This is a genomic window from Pseudoalteromonas sp. SD03, from assembly GCF_040937955.1.
In the GTDB taxonomy this organism is placed as follows: Bacteria; Pseudomonadota; Gammaproteobacteria; order Enterobacterales; family Alteromonadaceae; genus Pseudoalteromonas; species Pseudoalteromonas tetraodonis.
The window spans coordinates 193,522-210,830 of sequence record NZ_CP162514.1 but is presented as its reverse complement, the minus strand read 5'-3'; the positions used below and the strand labels follow the sequence as shown (position 1 = coordinate 210,830).

The 17,309-nt window shown below is 42.4% G+C and carries 15 protein-coding genes and 1 riboswitch; of the genes, 6 read left to right on the top strand and 9 right to left on the bottom strand.

From position 1 onward, the window contains the following. Positions 1-16 precede the first annotated feature (16 nt). The 6 genes from ABZP26_RS01015 to ABZP26_RS00990 all read right to left on the bottom strand — a co-directional run bounded on the left by ABZP26_RS01015 (position 17) and on the right by ABZP26_RS00990 (position 8,447). Entirely contained in the window at positions 17-1,249 is a 1,233-nt protein-coding gene (locus ABZP26_RS01015) for a cysteine desulfurase-like protein (RefSeq protein WP_368485234.1), read from the bottom strand. Positions 1,250-1,259: 10 nt separating this feature from the next. Then, positions 1,260-1,892, bottom strand: a complete 633-nt coding sequence (locus ABZP26_RS01010) for a 2OG-Fe dioxygenase family protein (RefSeq protein ID WP_013463817.1) — start codon at positions 1,890-1,892, stop codon at positions 1,260-1,262. 201 nt (positions 1,893-2,093) lie between these two features. Continuing rightward, the gene (gene acnB, locus ABZP26_RS01005; protein WP_028835937.1) at positions 2,094-4,691 is read right to left on the bottom strand and encodes a bifunctional aconitate hydratase 2/2-methylisocitrate dehydratase; all 2,598 of its coding nucleotides are present in this window, start codon (positions 4,689-4,691) and stop codon (positions 2,094-2,096) included. 255 nt (positions 4,692-4,946) lie between these two features. Then, positions 4,947-6,011: an OmpA family protein gene (locus tag ABZP26_RS01000; RefSeq protein ID WP_013463815.1), complete on the bottom strand. Its 1,065-nt coding sequence runs from the start codon at positions 6,009-6,011 to the stop codon at positions 4,947-4,949. 319 nt (positions 6,012-6,330) lie between these two features. After that, entirely contained in the window at positions 6,331-7,740 is a 1,410-nt protein-coding gene (locus tag ABZP26_RS00995) for a YdiU family protein (protein ID WP_368485233.1), read from the bottom strand. Positions 7,741-7,748: 8 nt separating this feature from the next. Then, positions 7,749-8,447 carry a DNA-3-methyladenine glycosylase I gene (locus ABZP26_RS00990; RefSeq protein WP_013463812.1) on the bottom strand — a complete coding sequence of 233 codons (699 nt, stop codon included), beginning with the start codon at positions 8,445-8,447 and terminating at the stop codon, positions 7,749-7,751. Positions 8,448-8,634: 187 nt separating this feature from the next. After that, a riboswitch (Lysine riboswitch) is annotated at positions 8,635-8,814 on the top strand. Between the two features lie 127 nt (positions 8,815-8,941). Between ABZP26_RS00990 and dapA the strand changes: the two genes are divergently transcribed. The 5 genes from dapA (at position 8,942) to ABZP26_RS00965 (ending at position 14,123) form a co-directional block, all read left to right on the top strand. After that, on the top strand, positions 8,942-9,826 hold the full coding sequence (gene dapA, locus ABZP26_RS00985; RefSeq protein ID WP_013463811.1) for a 4-hydroxy-tetrahydrodipicolinate synthase: 885 nt from the start codon (positions 8,942-8,944) through the stop codon (positions 9,824-9,826). Positions 9,827-9,841: 15 nt separating this feature from the next. Then, a complete protein-coding gene (locus ABZP26_RS00980; RefSeq protein WP_013463810.1) occupies positions 9,842-10,582 on the top strand; it encodes a 2,3,4,5-tetrahydropyridine-2,6-dicarboxylate N-succinyltransferase in 741 nt (246 codons plus the stop codon). Beyond that, entirely contained in the window at positions 10,582-11,787 is a 1,206-nt protein-coding gene (locus tag ABZP26_RS00975) for a PLP-dependent decarboxylase (RefSeq protein WP_024601193.1), read from the top strand. Before ABZP26_RS00980 ends, ABZP26_RS00975 begins: the two co-directional genes overlap by 1 nt. Positions 11,788-11,792: 5 nt before the next feature. Beyond that, positions 11,793-12,914 (top strand): succinylglutamate desuccinylase/aspartoacylase family protein, encoded by a 1,122-nt coding sequence (locus ABZP26_RS00970; RefSeq protein WP_024601192.1) that lies wholly within the window; start codon positions 11,793-11,795, stop codon positions 12,912-12,914. A gap of 177 nt (positions 12,915-13,091) precedes the next feature. Further along, entirely contained in the window at positions 13,092-14,123 is a 1,032-nt protein-coding gene (locus ABZP26_RS00965) for a phospholipase A (RefSeq protein ID WP_024601191.1), read from the top strand. 54 nt (positions 14,124-14,177) lie between these two features. On the opposite strand, the gene ABZP26_RS00960 is transcribed toward ABZP26_RS00965, so the two are convergent. Next, entirely contained in the window at positions 14,178-15,071 is an 894-nt protein-coding gene (locus ABZP26_RS00960) for a bifunctional GNAT family N-acetyltransferase/hotdog fold thioesterase (protein ID WP_028835930.1), read from the bottom strand. 122 nt (positions 15,072-15,193) lie between these two features. On the opposite strand from ABZP26_RS00960, the gene ABZP26_RS00955 reads away from it, so the two are divergent. Further along, positions 15,194-15,940 carry a spermidine synthase gene (locus tag ABZP26_RS00955; protein WP_042849260.1) on the top strand — a complete coding sequence of 249 codons (747 nt, stop codon included), beginning with the start codon at positions 15,194-15,196 and terminating at the stop codon, positions 15,938-15,940. Here ABZP26_RS00955 and dtd read toward each other — a convergent pair. Both dtd and ABZP26_RS00945 read right to left on the bottom strand, forming a co-directional pair. Further along, a complete protein-coding gene (gene dtd, locus ABZP26_RS00950; protein WP_013463804.1) occupies positions 15,937-16,374 on the bottom strand; it encodes a D-aminoacyl-tRNA deacylase in 438 nt (145 codons plus the stop codon). The genes ABZP26_RS00955 and dtd overlap by 4 nt on opposite strands. Next, a complete protein-coding gene (locus tag ABZP26_RS00945) occupies positions 16,375-17,256 on the bottom strand; it encodes a virulence factor BrkB family protein (protein WP_013463803.1) in 882 nt (293 codons plus the stop codon). Positions 17,257-17,309: the final 53 nt, after the last annotated feature.

The window sequence follows — 17,309 nt, the reverse complement described above, 5'->3', positions numbered from 1 at the left end:
CTTATAGCTGACAGCTTCAAATCAGCTCATCAAACAAGTCAAACAAAGTGTCCATTTCTTCTAGGGTGTTGTAGTGCATACAACCAATGCGAACTACGCCGCCCTTATCAAGCACACCCAGTTGTTTGCATAAACCTTGGGCGTAAAAATTACCATCCCAGACACACACGTGGTGTTTACCCAAAAATTCAGACACTTGGCGAGGCTCTAACCCTTCAAAGGTCAGTGCGAACGTAGGGGTACGCTCACTCAAACGCTCTAAATCGTCTATACCAAACAACTTAATTTTTGGGTAGTTAACTAGACGCGTTAAAAAGTATTCACTCAATGCCATTTCATGTTGTTTTGTTTTAGCAAACGCAACACGTAATTTTTCTCGGCGTGAGTGACTGTCATCAAGTTCGCTAATCGCCGCTATGTAATCAACCGCCGCAATAAAGCCTGCAAGTGCCTCAAAACTTTGTGTGCCGGTTTCCCAGCGACCTGGTGCAACATCTTTTGCAGGCTCTACTTTATAAGGTGTAAACCCTTCTAAGTGCTCAGTTTTACCATAAACCATGCCTAAGTGCGGGCCAAAAAACTTATATGCAGAACAAGCTAAAAAGTCGCAATCTAACGCTTGTACATCAATCAGTTCATGTGGCGCATAATGCACCGCATCAACATACACCAACGCACCCACATTATGAGCAAGCTCTATAATACGTTTAATGTCGTTAATTGATCCCGTGGTGTTTGAGGCATACGTAACGGCAACTAATTTAGTATTACTGTTTAATAGGCTTTCAAAATGCGCCATATCTAAACTGCAGTCGGCTTCATTAACCAGTGCAGTATTAACCACAACGCCCTTATCTTCAGCGGCTTGCTGCCAAGACGATACATTTGAAAAATGATCAGCATTGGTCACTATAATTTCATCATCTGCTTGCCAATTGCGTGAAATTGCTCGGCTAAAGCTAAATGTTAGGCTAGTCATATTAGGGCCAAACACAATATTTTGTGCACTGGGCGCATTTAACAAATCAGCCGCCGCTTGACGCGCATTCGCCATCAGCTCAACCGTTTTGTCACTTGAGAAAAACGCACCGCCCAAGTTTGAATTGTAATGCCCTAAATAAGCGGTCATGGCACTGAGTACCGACTGGGGTACTTGTGAGCCACCTGGCCCATCTAAAAACACCGGTGACTTGCCATCAACAGTTTGCATTAAAGCAGGAAATTGCGCGCGCAATTGCATTAAATTCATTTTATTTCTCTTAAGCAGTTAGTACAAAGCAATCCAGGTAACCTGGTTTGTTAGCATCAATTTTGTTCATTGGCGTGGCGTTATGCCATACCTGACGGTCATTAATTAGTGCAAACATGCCGTCTTTTATTTCCATTTTAAAACACGGTTCAGCTTGTTGGTTTTCATAAACCAATAGCTCACCACCTTCTAAATTTTCATGAGAAACACCACATACACACACATGGTCAAACCCATCTTGATGCACACCTTCTGGAGCTGCTGGCGTATCGCTATCAATGGCAAGCATTCTAAATTGGTGAATTTCAATATCACGCTCTGCGTCAATGCCGGTGATCGCTGCAAATTCGCTAACAATGCTTTTCATACCCTCAGACTCAAGCAAGCTTTGCTCTAAGTTTTCGTAAGTACGCTCAACATTACCTTGAAAGGTATTAATTGAATCGTCTTGCACAAACGCTTTGGTCGCTTGAAGATTAAGCTCACCATTTTGTAATTTAACCACTGAATAACGGCGTTTACGAAACGCACCATCTGCATAAGGATTTGCAGGTAAGTTATCAAAAGAAGGCTTAACCAAATCAATATTGGCTTGGTTAATAAAACGAAGTTGCAGTAAATTCTGGTTGTTTAATGCGGTCATAAAATCCTGCTTATAATAATGATAATATTGTCGAGGATTTTAATGCATATAGAGAGGATTTTTTGCTTTATTAACCATATCAATGACGACATTTAACGAAAGTTAATACAATCATGTAACGAATTAAGCATTATCTATCTAATATTTTATTTGGACAATAAAAAACCCGCCGAAGCGAGTTTTTTAAACACACTCTATAAATTATACAGCTTGCTGAATAATTACGTTGTCTGCCTTTTTAGTGTACTGAGGCATACGGTGGAAGTTCAAGTAACGGTAGGTATCTGCTGCCGTTGCATTGATCTTCGCTGCGTATTCTTGGTACTCAGCGGGTGTAGGTAATTTACCTAAAATTGCTGCTACTGCTGCCAGCTCTGCTGATGCTAAGAATACGTTTGCCCCTGTACCTAAACGGTTAGGGAAGTTACGTGTAGAAGTAGACACAACCGTTGCTTTGTCCGCAACACGTGCTTGGTTACCCATACACAGTGAACACCCTGGCGTTTCAATACGTGCACCAACACGACCAAAAATACCGTAGTAACCTTCGTCTGTAAGTTGGTCTTTATCCATTTTCGTTGGTGGAGCAACCCAAAGCTGTGTTGGAATACGCCCTTTAAAGCCATCGAGTAATTTACCTGCAGCACGGAAGTGACCAATATTAGTCATACAAGAACCGATAAATACTTCATCGATTTTCTCGCCTGTCACATCAGAAAGTAGGCGTGCATCATCAGGATCATTTGGCGCACACAGTACTGGCTCTTTAATCTCAGCAAGGTCGATTTCAAGTACGTGTTTGTACTCTGCGTCTTTATCAGCTTCCATTAGTTCTGGGTTTGCTAACCAGTCTTGCATTGCAGTAACACGACGTTCAATCGTACGTACATCGCCGTAACCTTCAGAAATCATCCACTTAAGCATAACAATATTAGACTCAAGGTATTCGCTGATAGACTCTTTAGAAAGCTTAACAGTACAGCCAGCAGCTGAACGCTCTGCAGATGCATCGGATAGCTCAAACGCTTGCTCAACCGTTAAGTGCTCAACCCCTTCAATTTCTAGTATGCGACCAGAGAATTCGTTGATTTTACCTTTCTTCTCAACCGTTAATAGGCCTTCTTTGATACCGAAATAAGGGATAGCATGTACAAGATCACGTAAAGTGATACCCGGTTGCATTTCACCTTTAAAACGAACCAAAATTGATTCAGGCATATCTAGTGGCATTACACCCGTTGCAGCTGCGAACGCTACCGCCCCCGAACCTGCTGGGAATGAAATACCTAATGGGAAACGTGTATGTGAATCACCACCCGTACCTACGGTATCTGGTAATAACATACGGTTTAACCATGAGTGAATTACACCATCACCAGGGCGAAGCGATACACCGCCACGATTCATAATAAAATCAGGAAGCGTATGGTGCGTGTTTACATCGATTGGCTTAGGGTAAGCGGATGTATGACAAAAAGACTGCATTGTTAAATCTGCAGAGAAACCTAAACAGGCTAAGTCTTTAAGCTCATCACGCGTCATAGGACCTGTTGTATCTTGCGAGCCAACCGTGGTCATTTTAGGTTCACAGTATTGGCCAGGGCGAATACCGGCAACGTTACATGCTTTACCAACCATTTTTTGCGCAAGCGTAAAGCCTTTGTCTGATACTTCAGTCACTGCTGGTACTTTAAATACGTCAGTTGCGCCTAAACCTAATGATGTACGTGCTTTGTCTGTAAGACCACGACCAATGATCAATGGAATACGACCACCAGCACGAACTTCGTCTAAAATTACCTCTGATTTAAGTTCAAATGTAGAGATCACATCATCAGTACCATGACGTTTCACAACACCTTCATAAGGATAGATGTCGATTTGGTCACCCATGTTGAATTCATCAACATTTAATTCGATTGGTAACGCACCCGAGTCTTCCATTGTGTTGAAGAAGATAGGCGCAATCTTGTTACCTAAACATACACCACCCACGCGCTTGTTTGGTACGAATGGGATATCATCCCCCATAAACCAAAGCACAGAGTTTGTTGCAGACTTACGCGAAGAGCCTGTACCAACAACGTCACCTACGTAAGCAAGTGGTAAGCCTTTAGTTTTTAATTCTTCAAGCTGAGTGATTGGACCTACTTCACCGTCTTTGTCAGGGTTAATACCATCACGCTCATTTTTAAGCATGGCTAATGCATGAAGCGGAATATCAGGACGTGACCATGCATCTGGTGCTGGTGATAAATCATCGGTGTTTGTCTCGCCAGTGACTTTAAATACCGTAACAGAGATTTTTTCAGCAACGGCTGGCTTATTGATAAACCATTCTGCCGCAGCCCAAGACTCTATAATTTGCTTGGCGTATGCATTACCTGCTTTTGCTTTTTCTTCTACATCGTAGAACGCATCAAACATTAATAATGTGTTCGAAAGGCCTTTTACTACAATTGGCGCTAACGCTTCGTCATCAAGTAGTTCAACCATTGGCGCAATATTGTAGCCACCGAGCATAGTACCTAGTAACTCAGCTGCTTTTTCTTTAGAAATCAACGGAGAAACAGCTTCACCTTTAGCAACAGCCGCTAAAAATCCTGCTTTAATGTAGGCTGCATCATCAACACCTGGTGGTACGCGGTTGATCAGTAGTTCTAGGATGAACTCTTCTTCACCTGCCGGTGGCGTTTTAATTAGCTCAATAAGATCAGCCGTCTGCTGAGCATCTAATGGCGCTGGTACGATACCTAACGCGGCACGTTCTTCTACGTGTTTACGATATTCTTGTAGCACAGTATTGCCCTCTTGGTGACGTTAAAGTATTCGGTGGTGTTTACTAAACACACCATAACCCAATACTTATAGTATTCTATCTGCCGATTATAAAGCTTTTGTGCATAGATTAAAATCCATCCAGTTAGGCAACTAGTTATACCGATTATTAATAATATGAATAGTTAACAAAGTAAAACCAACTCCCATGAATACCTATTAAGCAGCCATAAAAAAACCCAGCCTAAGCTGGGTTTTTACTCAATAATGAGACTATTAACGTAATACTTTTACACGTTTAATAGATTTTACGTGTGCTTCAACGCGGCGGTTTTCAGCATGCGCTTTTGCCGTATTCGCTTCATTTTTAAGGCGTTCTTCACCTAAACCTGCCGTTGTAATGCGATCTTCTGCAATACCATCAGCAATTAGCTTTTTAGCTACTGCATCAGCACGTTTTTTAGATAACCATTTATTGTAAGACGCTTTACCTACTGCAGACGTATGACCTTCAAGAAGCACTGTTGTATCTGGGTACTCTTTTAAGAAAGTCGCTACTTCATCAATATCATTTAAGTACTGCTGCGAAACTGAAGAATCATTGTTAGGAAATGTTACTAACAAGCTTACTGTTACTTCAGTATCTTCATAAAGTGTACAACCATCGCTACCAACAGCATCTGTCATAGGCGTATTGGCACATTTATCATCTACATCAGGAATGCTGTCTTTATCTGTATCAGCAAGTGCTACCGGCACAGGAACAATTTCTGGCTCTGGCTGTGGTGCAGGCTCAACCGGTGCTACTGGCGCCGATTTTTGACCAAAGAAGTAGTTTATACCTAATTTAGCGCCAACATCTGTGTAGCCTTTGTCTAAACCTTGGTAAACACTGGTTTCAGCATTAACAAAAAAGTTGTCTGTAACAAAGTGTCGGTAACCTACACCTGCGTTTACAAACGTGTTGTCATCAACAACATCAATATCTTTCAGACCAAATAAACCGTAGAAAGGACCGCCACCAAAGTGGTAAAGTGCATCGATACCGTAACGTTCGCCGTCAATATCGTTGCGGTTGTTCAATACTTTGTCGTGAGCATTAAAGTCTAGGTCTGCGTACTCTAAACGCGCACTCCAGTAATCATTAAAGCGGTAGCCTAATTCAGCACCCCAGCCTGTTGACTCATTAACGTCAAGGCCAGCTTGCTCACGCATGTTTTTCCACGAAGCATCGTAATAATCGCCGAATGCACCGATGTAAAAGCCTTCTTGCTCGGCTGCGAAAGTAGATGCGCTAGTTGCAGCTAACGCAATAGCCATTGTAAGTGATTTTAATTTCATTGTTTTCTTCCCATTTTAACAACTAAAAATGTAGCTAAGCATTGCTAGCTCTTCTAACTTACCTATACAGTAACTGAGTCTTTGTTAATCAATACTTAACGCAAATATATTTTTTCAATATCTAGGATAATAAAACTAGCTCATAAAAAATGTCGATGAACACAGGCTAGCTCAAAAAGCAAACAATCGCTTTAAACCCCACACGATCACTGGCTTTTATGGAGTGATGGTATCACCCGTTCATAGTTTGCTCTATGAATGAACGTCGCCGGGGTAAAAAATGACCTTTTATAATCATTTTAAAATACAAAAATCATACTTAAGTACCACAAAAAGTACGATAATTCTTATCATCTTCGGGCGGCGTTTGAAACTCTGTGGCCTGCACATGGTTTGTGTAAGGGCTCGCCATCACTTGGCTAAAACGACTGAGTAGCTCACTATCCCCATGCGTAGTGTACTGCGTAATAATATCTTCAATAATATGATTACGCGGAATCACACTTGGGTTTGCCTGTCGCATTATATTATAACTATGCTCATTAGTTCGTGTTTGCCATTGCTGTGCCCAAGAGGTAAGTGCTAATGGTATTTCAGCTTGCCCATTTAACGACTCAGTGAGTGCATTAAAAGTATTGGTATAATCAAGCTGGTGTTGTTTTAATAACCCTAGTAACTCCCCCACCAGCTCATTATCTTTATCATCAGCTATTGTTAGCCCTAACTTTTGTGCCCACATAGCGCTAAATTGCTGATTAAATTGCGTTGAAAAGCCCTCAATTAAAGGCGTCATCATTGCCACCGCTTGCTCGTCATCGTCACTGATCAGCGCTATTAGACTCTCTGCTAAGCGGGCACAGTTCCAACTTGCCATGTTTGGCTGATTACCAAACGCATAACGCCCTTGTTTATCAATAGAGCTAAACACGGTATCAAAATCAAACTGGTTCATCATGGCACATGGACCGTAATCTATGGTTTCACCACTAATTAAGGTGTTGTCGGTATTCATTACCCCATGAATAAACCCCACCCTCATCCAACTTACGACTAAGTTAACTTGATTGGTTATCACTGCGGCTAAAAAATCTAAATAACGCTGAGCGCCAGTGCTGTTAATCTCGGGATAGTGTCTTTGAATGGCTAAGTCGGCTAAGTTTTTTAGGCTAGTAACGTCACCTTGAGTGGCTAAATATTGAAACGAGCCCACCCGAATATGACTGCTGGCGAGTCGGGTTACAATAGCACCTGGTTGAGGTGGGTTGCGATAAACGGTTTCGCCACTGCCAACCACGGCTAAACAACGCGTTGTTGGAATGCCAAGCGCGTGCATAGCTTCGCTCATTACGTACTCACGAATAGCTGGACCTAATGCACAGCGGCCATCGCCTCCGCGCGAAAATGGCGTAGCACCAGCGCCTTTTAATTGCAGATCCCAAAGCTGATTTTTATCATCGCTAATCGCACCGAGCAAATGTGCCCTACCATCCCCTAGTCGCGGTGAAAAGTGACCAAACTGATGACCAGAATATCCCAGTGCCACCGCAGAAATCGCTTGGGGTTCATTACCGCTAAATATATTTGCTCGAGAATCGGCACTCACCTGTATATTAAATTGCTTAGCTAGGGGCTCATTCCATAACAATAACTGTGGCGCTGTCACCTTGGCTGGATGATCGCTAATTGCAAACCCCTCACCAATGTCGGTATACCTTGGCACTAATTTCATGTTTAATCCTATTGTTTTTGGCTGATACCTACGCGATTGTCACCTACACCATAAGCGACAATTAAGCTTAGCTCTTGCATGCTTAAGCCGCTTTGCTGCTGCAGTTCATTAAAGAATGCCTGCGCCGCACTTAGTGACTTTTTAGTTTGTAATCCGCCATCTATAATTTTATGGGCACGCAAATAGCTTTCTACGTCTCTTGAAAGTAAAAAAGTATCTTTTCCTAAGGCGCGCAGCGCATAAGGGCCGGTATTACCACCAAGCCTTGCACCATGCTTTTTTAAATACGCCCACAAGCCAATAATATCTTCACTTGGCCAGTTAGCAATAAACTCACTAAAGCTGCCGTATTGCTCTGCAACTTCGTGGATCATATACGCATTTTCAGTAATAGTTTTTACTTTTTTATAGTTGCGTACAATCCGCTCATCACTGGCTTTTTGCTCAAGCATATCCGGTGGCATCATCAATAGTTTTTCAACATTGAAATCCCAGAAAACCTCTCTAAATCCGGCCCACTTACTGTTGATCACCGACCAATAAAAACCACTTTGAAAAACTTTCCGAGTAAATTCTTCTAGCCAATCATCATCACTTAATGTGACGAGTTGCTTTGTTGATAAAGGTTTTGCGAGTAACAACTTAAGCATTTTTTCAGAGCCCTTTCGCTCTACCGCTCGCTTATAAATATCACTAAATTTTTCCATCTGCTTAATACCTTACTTCGACAATAGTACTAGTGTACGAGAAAAGCAGCTAATACGTAATAACTGTCAATCAGGATGAATCTATCTATATTTAGTCACTTGACACCTAGACGGCTAAAGTGGTTTAATCGCCACACTTACCCTATTACATTGTATTTGCTGATTGATTTTTCAATAGCAAGTGCAAAGGGCTGGAAGAGGTGCGTTATTCAGGTAGCGTATGTTAGGAGCGCAAACTCCATTGAGCATACGTGAGGGGAATTAACGCCGAGAGGTAACACTTTTTTGTGAAAGGTTGCTTCGGGCGACTAGGCTGAATCCTAGCGACTGTCACCAATAACATATTTGGTGGAGAGCTTCTGGTCTTAGTATAATAAGGCCGTGCGCCCTATTATTTAAGCCCATTCGCTCTTCGAATTATAAACACATTCAAAGAGTCAGGCATCCTAAATACCCGCCAAAAACTCGACGAATGCCCTATAAGTTCGTGAGAGATGATCAACAACTTCAATATTAACAATTTCCATTTATGGACTGCGCTGATCACCCCATTTGATCAAAATGGCCTAGTTGATTACGCAACCTTAGACACCTTGGTGGCCGAACAAGAAGCCGCTAACAATGGCATTTTACTGCTAGGTAGCACCGGCGAAGGGTTAGCCCTTACCCTCAAAGAACAGCAAGCCATCGTAGAGCATGTCTGCCAATTACAGCCGAGCGTCCCCCTTATGGTTGCGGTAGGCGGTAGTAACTTAAAGCAACAGCTTGAATGGGTTAATTACTGCAACCAGCTGCCTATCCATGGTTTTTTACTCGGCTCGCCTTTGTATGCCAAACCCGGTGCAGTGGGGCAAACGCATTGGTTTGAAAGCTTACTCAATGCCAGTTCTCATCCTTGTATGCTTTATAACGTACCAGGACGTAGTGCGGTTAGCATTCCCATTGCAACCATTGAAAACCTCAAACAACATAAAAATTTATGGGCACTGAAAGAAGCCAGTGGCTCTATCTCTCAATTTGAAGCCTATCGACAAGCAGCGCCTGAACTAGCCATTTTTAGTGGTGACGATGCCCTCATGCCTTATTTTGCCCAAGCAGGTGCAAAAGGTTTAGTGTCGGTTGCAGCCAATGCATGGCCAGTGCAAACCCATGAGTTTGTAAAGCGCAGTTTAAGCGGCCAACACCCTAATCTTTTTGTCCAGTGGTCTAGTGCTATCAATAGCTTATTTTCAGTAGCCAACCCTATCCCAGTCAAAGTGTTAATGCATTTACAAGGGCGTATTGGCAGTCCGTATTTACGCCCACCTTTAACACACCTTGAGCTGACACACACAGATGACATTTCATCGGCAAACAACACCATTTTATCTTGGCATTAAATACAGGTTTTTATAATGAACTGGTTAGAACTATTAAATAATTTAGAAACGGGCGCGGTTCGCGCAGCAACACAAGACGAAAACGGCCAATGGCACGCTAACGTAGAAGTAAAGCAAGGCATTTTAGAAGCCTTTAAAAACGGTCAAAACACCGAGTTTGCTGGCGGTTTTGTTGATAAACATAACTTAGCGCCGCAAAGCTTTGAAGCCACAGCAGGCGTTCGCATGGTACCCGGTGGTTCAAGTGTGCGCCGTGGTGCACATGTTGCCAAAGGCACTATTATTATGCCACCTGCGTACGTAAATATTGGTGCATTTATTGACGAGGGCACTATGGTAGATAGCCACGCGCTCGTAGGGTCGTGTGCTCAAGTAGGTAAAAATGTGCATTTAAGCGCAGCGGTACAATTAGGCGGAGTACTTGAGCCCATTGGTGCCAGCCCTGTGGTCATAGAAGACGATGCATTCATTGGTGCAGGCTGTGTGATTGTTGAAGGCGTGGTAGTTAAAAAAGGCGCGGTACTTGCCCCAGGTGTTCGCTTATCTGCAACCATCCCTGTTTATGACTGCGTAAATGAGCGCCAGCTTGATAAAGGCGAAGCAATCCCTGAATACGCGATTGTGATCCCTGGATCTCGCCCTGCGTCAAACGATTGGGCGCGCGAGCAAGGCTTAAGCATGTCGTGTGCGTTAATTGTTAAATACCGTGACGAGCAAAGTGATGCGTCATTATTGCTTGAAGAGGTTTTACGTTAATGACCTTTTTGAGCACGCCCGTTAAAACCGCTATTGATAAGCTAGCAACTGAGCTTGATACGCCCTTTTTTGTTTATGATCTTGATTCACTAAACACACATTTAACGCGTTTAGTGGCACAAACCGAGGTAAAACTCTGGTATGCAGTTAAAGCGAACCCGTTATCTAGCGTGATCCAACGCTTAAATAACGCTGGTTTTAACTTTGATGTCGCCAGTAAAGGCGAGCTTGAGCAAGTCCTTGCTCAAGGAATTAACAGTGAACGCGTGCTCAACACGGGGCCTGCAAAAAGCCCTAAACAAATTAAGCACTTTATTGCGCGTGGCGTGCGTACCTTTGTGGCCGAAAGTCTCAATCAGGTACGTTGGCTCAACGAACAAGCGATTGCTCAGCAGTGCCAGTTGCAGGTTTTATTAAGGGTACAATTACGCTGGCCCGAGGGTGATAAAAACCCGCTAGGGGGCGATAGTCTTACTCCATTTGGCTTAGGGTGCGACGAGTGGCAGGCGCTAAATACCAGTGACTACTGTGCACTTAATTTTGACGGTCTGCATATTTTTCAGTGGGGCAACATGCTTAGCAGCGACAAACTCGCTGAGCTGTGGACACAAATGATTACGCCGTTAAGGCAACTTGCTGAGGATTTAAATATTAACCTCAAGGTGCTGGATTTAGGTGGTGGTTTAGGTATTCCCTATACGCTTGATACGCCCACTCTAAGTTGGGATGCACTCATAGAGGCGCTTGCAAAAATTAAATGCGATGCGGGGGTTACTGAGCTATGGATGGAACTAGGTCGCTACGCTGTAGGCGAATGCGGCCACTACGCCACACCTGTTGTTGAGCGTAAACTAAATTACGGCCAACAACAGGTGATTATGAGCGGCGGCATTAATCATTTATTGCGCCCTGCGGTCACCAGTCAAGATTTCCCTGCGCGTTTATTACGAGATTCAAACGCAGCAAATCAAGCAATGAGCCTATACGGCCCCTTATGTACTGCACTTGATTGCTTAGGAGAGCACCAATTACCCAGTGATTTAAATGAGCAAGACTGGCTAGTATTTAGTCAATGCGGTGCCTACGGTTTTACCGAAAGTATGCCGTACTTTTTATGCCATGAGCTGGCCGGTGAATATGTTATCCACAATGGCGTATTGAGTTGCGTGCGACAAGCAGAAGATGCAAGCCACTACTTGAGATAAAAAAGATGAATAACACCATAGCTATAAGCCAAGAAAACATTGTAGTTGGCGAAGTCGCAAACGGACTACCACTGACTATTCCTGTGTATCGTTTAAAAGGCGATGGCACCGGCCCAAGTGTGTATGTACAAGCAAATATGCATGGCGCAGAAGTGCAAGGCAACGCGGTAATTTACCAATTACTTGAGCAACTAAAAACACTTAATTTAAAAGGTGATATTACCTTAGTTCCTTACGCTAACCCCATTGGCTGTAATCAAAAGTCGGGGGAATTTACCCTTGGCCGATTCGATCCCATTACGGGGACTAATTGGAATCGCATGTATCACTGCAATAATAAACTGGCGACCCAGTTTGCACAGCAGTTCAGCGATGCCGATGATAAGATTCTGAAAACAGCCTTTAAAGCCGCGTTAATTAATGACGTTGAGCAACAACTCAACGGCCCTGATTATCGTTTAACAACGGGGAAACGGATTGCGCTAAACTTACAAAAATTGGCGCATCAAGCAGATATAGTTTTAGATTTACACACCGGCCCTATTTCTAGTCAGCACTTATATTGCCCTGAGTATGCGACCGATAGCGCGCGTTACTTTAATATTCCCCATGTGCTGGTTATTCCTAATGCCTTTGATGGCGCAATGGATGAAGCAAGCTTTTGTCCATGGTGGCAGCTTAGTGAGCAACTTGCTCAGCAAGGGCGTGAATTTAACGTGCAAGTTGAAGCCTTTACGGTAGAGCTTGGCAGCCAAGAAAAAATCGATTTAAGCGCGGCACTAGACGATGCCAATAGTATTTTAAGTTATTTAAATCATAAGCAAGTATTTGTTGATGCCCCCTACAAGCCAAAATTGATGACAAGATATGGCTGCCAACTAAATGATTATATTGCTTATTACGCCCCCATGGGTGGCATGGTCGAATACCTAGCACCTCTTGGCGGGCATGTTAAAGCTGGAGAACCCATTGCTAAAATACTGCGCATGGAGCGCTATTTAAGCGAACAACCGCTGCAAACTCTAAGCTTTGATCTCGATGCAATTGCGATATTGCATTTTGCCTCAGCGAGTGTGAATCAAGGTACCGAGCTGTATAAATTTTTTACTAACGTCTTTGAGCTTTAGCTCACCCCTTCTCATTGCGTGAGAGTTAGCTAGTAAACAACTAGTTACACAGTAAAAGCGACTTAGGTCGCTTTTCTTTTTAAAGTATTAAAATTCAGGAAAAATTCACCGTTTATGTGTTAAAAAGGCGCTATAATTAGCAAAATACTGACTTCCCTCACTTACAAAGGAATTATAATGAGTTGGCGCCATTGGATACTACTTTCTACATTACTCAGCACAACCGTTGTCGCTGAAGAAACAGCGAATAACGAGCAAAACAATGAACTTGAGCTGGTAAAGCAATGTATTTTAAATGAAGTGATCGGTGGAGACGGTAAGCAAACCCTCGATCAATTACGTAAAAAGTGTTCTGCCGTTGAAGAAAGCAAGCAGCTAACGGCTATCGACAAACGCCAAGCCCGTGAGGCGGTTGGTAAAAAAAATCGTAATGTAATTACCCCGCATAAACGTAATTATATTTTACCTGTTTCTTATATGTCGAACCCAAACACTCGCCCGTTTGATGGATTTGCAGAGTTAACCGATAAAAAAGATGGCGACCCACTTGATAACCTAGAAGCTAAATATCAGCTATCAATTAAAGTGCCTTTGTATGATGAGTTTGCTGACTCAGACCAGGCGATATTTTTTGGCTTTACTTTGCAGTCATACTGGCAAGTATATAACGACGATATTTCTTCCCCTTTTCGTGAAACCAACTACGAGCCAGAAGTATTTTGGATTAATTACTTAGATCCTGAAAACGTTTTATGGGGCGATGAAATGGCAATAGCCATTGGTATTTCGCACCAATCTAATGGTCGTAGTCAGCCAAACTCGCGTTCTTGGAATCGCATTTATGCCGATTTCATTTGGGAAAAAGACGGCTTTGTATTTAGCTTTAAACCTTGGTATCGCATTCCTGAAAACAAAAAGCCTGCGCCGTTAGATGCACGAGGTGACGATAACCCTGATATCTATAAATACATGGGTTACTTTGAATTTGGTGGCGCGTATCGCTTTCACGATCATGAATTTAGTTTTATGACTCGCAATAATTTAAATTCAGATAACCGCGGGGCAATTCAGCTTGATTGGTCATTCCCATTATGGGGAAGAGTTCGCGGCTACGCACAATATTTTAATGGCTATGGCGAGAGCTTGATAGACTATAACACCGATATTGAACGCTTTGGTGTGGGTATATTACTGACAGATTTACTGTAAAAATGCTTATAAAAAAAAGCCAAGCAACTCGCTTGGCTTTTTCGTTTATTCTTATTATTTTTTAACCACAAACTGCCCTTCAAATTGAGCAACCACCTCGTCACCATCAAAAATGGTTACCGGCACTAGGTAACTTGCTTTACCCGCATCTTGTAACTCATTTAAGTTCCCTTTACAGGTTTGAATATTCACACAGCCCTTAGGGTCAGTATTCAGTGGCTTTAAATACTTAATGTTGGCATCTGCTAACACGATATTCCCTTCAAGCCCGGCTTCTTTTAATGCTAAATACGTTGCACCCCAACCCGTTAATGTAGCTAGGCTATAAATAGAGCCTGCAAACATAGTGTTGTGTAAATTTAAGTTAGCATTTAAATCTGCACGAGTAGTAAATTGCCAATCTGTGTAACTTTCAACTTTTATTCCCATTGCATCACTAATGGGGATTGATTCACGCCATGTGTTTTGCAGTACTTGAGTCCAATTTGGGTGGCGAAACCAACCTGGTTCACTCGGTTTGAGCTTAACCATTTTATAATGCTGTACATCACCATAAGCCAAATGTGCTTTTTCTTTATTTTCATAGCCATGGCGCTGATAAAATTCCAGTGCACGTTCGCGAGCAAACAACACTAACTCATCAGCATCTTGATTCCACGCTATTTTTTCGAGTTCATGTAACAAGCGGCTACCAATATGTTGATTACGATTACCCTCTGCAACCGCCATATAACGTACTTGAGCTTGTTGCTGATTATTAAAGTGCAAACGAGCCACACCCAATACTTCACCCGCTTTATTTTTAATGAAGCGATGCTCAGCCTCTTGCTCTAAATCGTCTTGCTCAGAGCCCCGAGGTTCGCCCCATGGGGCACGTAAAACCTGCCAGCGTAATTGGTAATAGGCTTGCCAGTCTTCACTACTTTGTGGGGTGCTCACTTGAAACATACATACTCCATAAATTAAAAATGTAAAATATTACGCTGTGCATTTTGTGAAAAACACCATACTCGATCTGGATAAAACTGCAAATAAGACTTTGGTGCTGAGAAAACAGCTGTAAAAAATTAATGACAAAAGCCGTTGCGATTTACCTCTGCTGGTTTATGCTCAATAGCATGAATAAATATATCCATTGCAGTAGTGGCCTGATCAGCCAACATTTTATTGAGCATAGTTCATCGCTAGGCCAGTTACTTTATTGGCATAATCAGCATGGTGAGCACATACAAGTAAGAGAGTATCAACAACTTCGCTGGCTACTCATTAATAACACGTTGCAGTCTGTTATTTTAACAGCGCATCCACATGCATTACTGTTTCCACACCTTGCTTATTTAGCAACGGCTTGGCAACAGCTACCTGCGCCTAAAAAAGTACTCGAACTGGGGTTAGGTGGCGGTGCCATTCGTAATTACTTATTAGAACAGTATCCTCAAGTGCAGGTTACTTCAGTAGAGAAAAGCCCCCATATTATTGACTGTTATCAACAATTTTTTGCCCCCAGTGAACAACAACAGATTCATTGCGAGGATGCGCAAACAATTTTAAAATCAGCAGAGCATATGGACTGGGTCATTTTAGATTTATTTAGTGAATTAGACGCCCCGCGATTTTTATTTGATTCATGCTTTTATCAAACAATTTATGATGCACTTGATCAACAGGGCATCTTATTTATTAACTTTTTATCGCAGCACTCATCACAACTCACTCAGTTACAACATGTACTACTGACTGTATTTGGGAAGGCTATTAGTATTCAAAAAATTACCGGCTTTGTTAATCATATTGTGATTGTAGAAAAAGCACGTTAAGCGGTTAAATTAAAGGTAACCGGCCCATCGTTACATAAACTCACCTGCATATCGGCTGCAAATTCACCGGTCGCGACCTTAATACCGAGTAATTTAGCCTGCTCTACAAAGTAATTATATAGCGCTTGCGCTTGGTCTGGTGTAGCTGCCGATGAAAAGCTAGGCCGCATGCCTTTTTTTGTATTGGCTGCGAGCGTAAATTGCGATACGACTAACAGTTCGCCTTGTATGTCTTTAAGGCTGAGATTCATTTTATCGTTTTCGTCATTAAAAATACGGTAATTGGTGACTTTGTGTAATAGTTTATCAGCGCTGCTTTCATCATCTTCTTTTTCCACCCCCAGCAATAATAAAATGCCTTGTTTAATTTCACCGACAAGCTGTTGGTCTATCACCACATTAGCATGTGTTACTCGTTGAATTAATCCCTGCATTTACTCTGTATCCTCTGCTTGTTGATCTTTTTTATTGTAATGCTGCATGTTAATACACACAGTGAATTCAGCGCCTAGTAGCACCACGACCCACGACAAGTAAACCCATACAAACAAAATGGGAATGGTTGCTACCGCACCATAAATCACTTCGTATGATGGAAAATGGCTAATGTACAAAGCAAAGCCTTTTTTGGTTAGCTCAAATAACATGGCAGCAAATAGCGCACCGGGAACGGCCGCCTTAAACGAAACGCGAGTATTGGGCACTAAGGTGTAAAGCATAATAAAACCAGCCATAGAAATCGCATAAGGGAGTAGCTTTAACAAGAAGCCACTAAACCCTGGGATCCCCTGATCGGCAAACGATACCAACGACACAATATATGAGGTGACACCGATACTGGCGCCCAGTAATACGGGCCCTAAGCTGAGTACCATCCAATATACGGCAAACGATATCATCATCGGGCGTTTTTTCTTTACTCGCCAAATACGGTTTAGCGTGGCATCTACATTACGAATAAGTAGCAAGGCAATGGCTGCTAAAAAGCCAATACCTACTGCCGTCATTTGATTGGCATTACTAGCAAACGAGCTAATATGCTCTTTAATAACACCAGAAGAGGTCGGCACAAAGTTAGTAAACAAAAAGCTCTCAATGGCTAAACGGGTCGACTCAAATCCTGGAAAAGCAGAAAATATTGCCACACCTACAGCAATAAGTGGGACTAACGAAAGTAAAGTAACGTACGCTAAATACCCTGCATTAATGGTTATTTGATCGTCAATACAGCGATTAAAATATTGCATCCACCAGCCTGGTTGCAGTTTTAAAAACGCCTTAACTTGCTGTTTATAATGGGAGAGCTTATCATTCATACAATTAACTTTGTTGGTGAGCTTTTGATTATAATAACAATCAAGGCCATAAT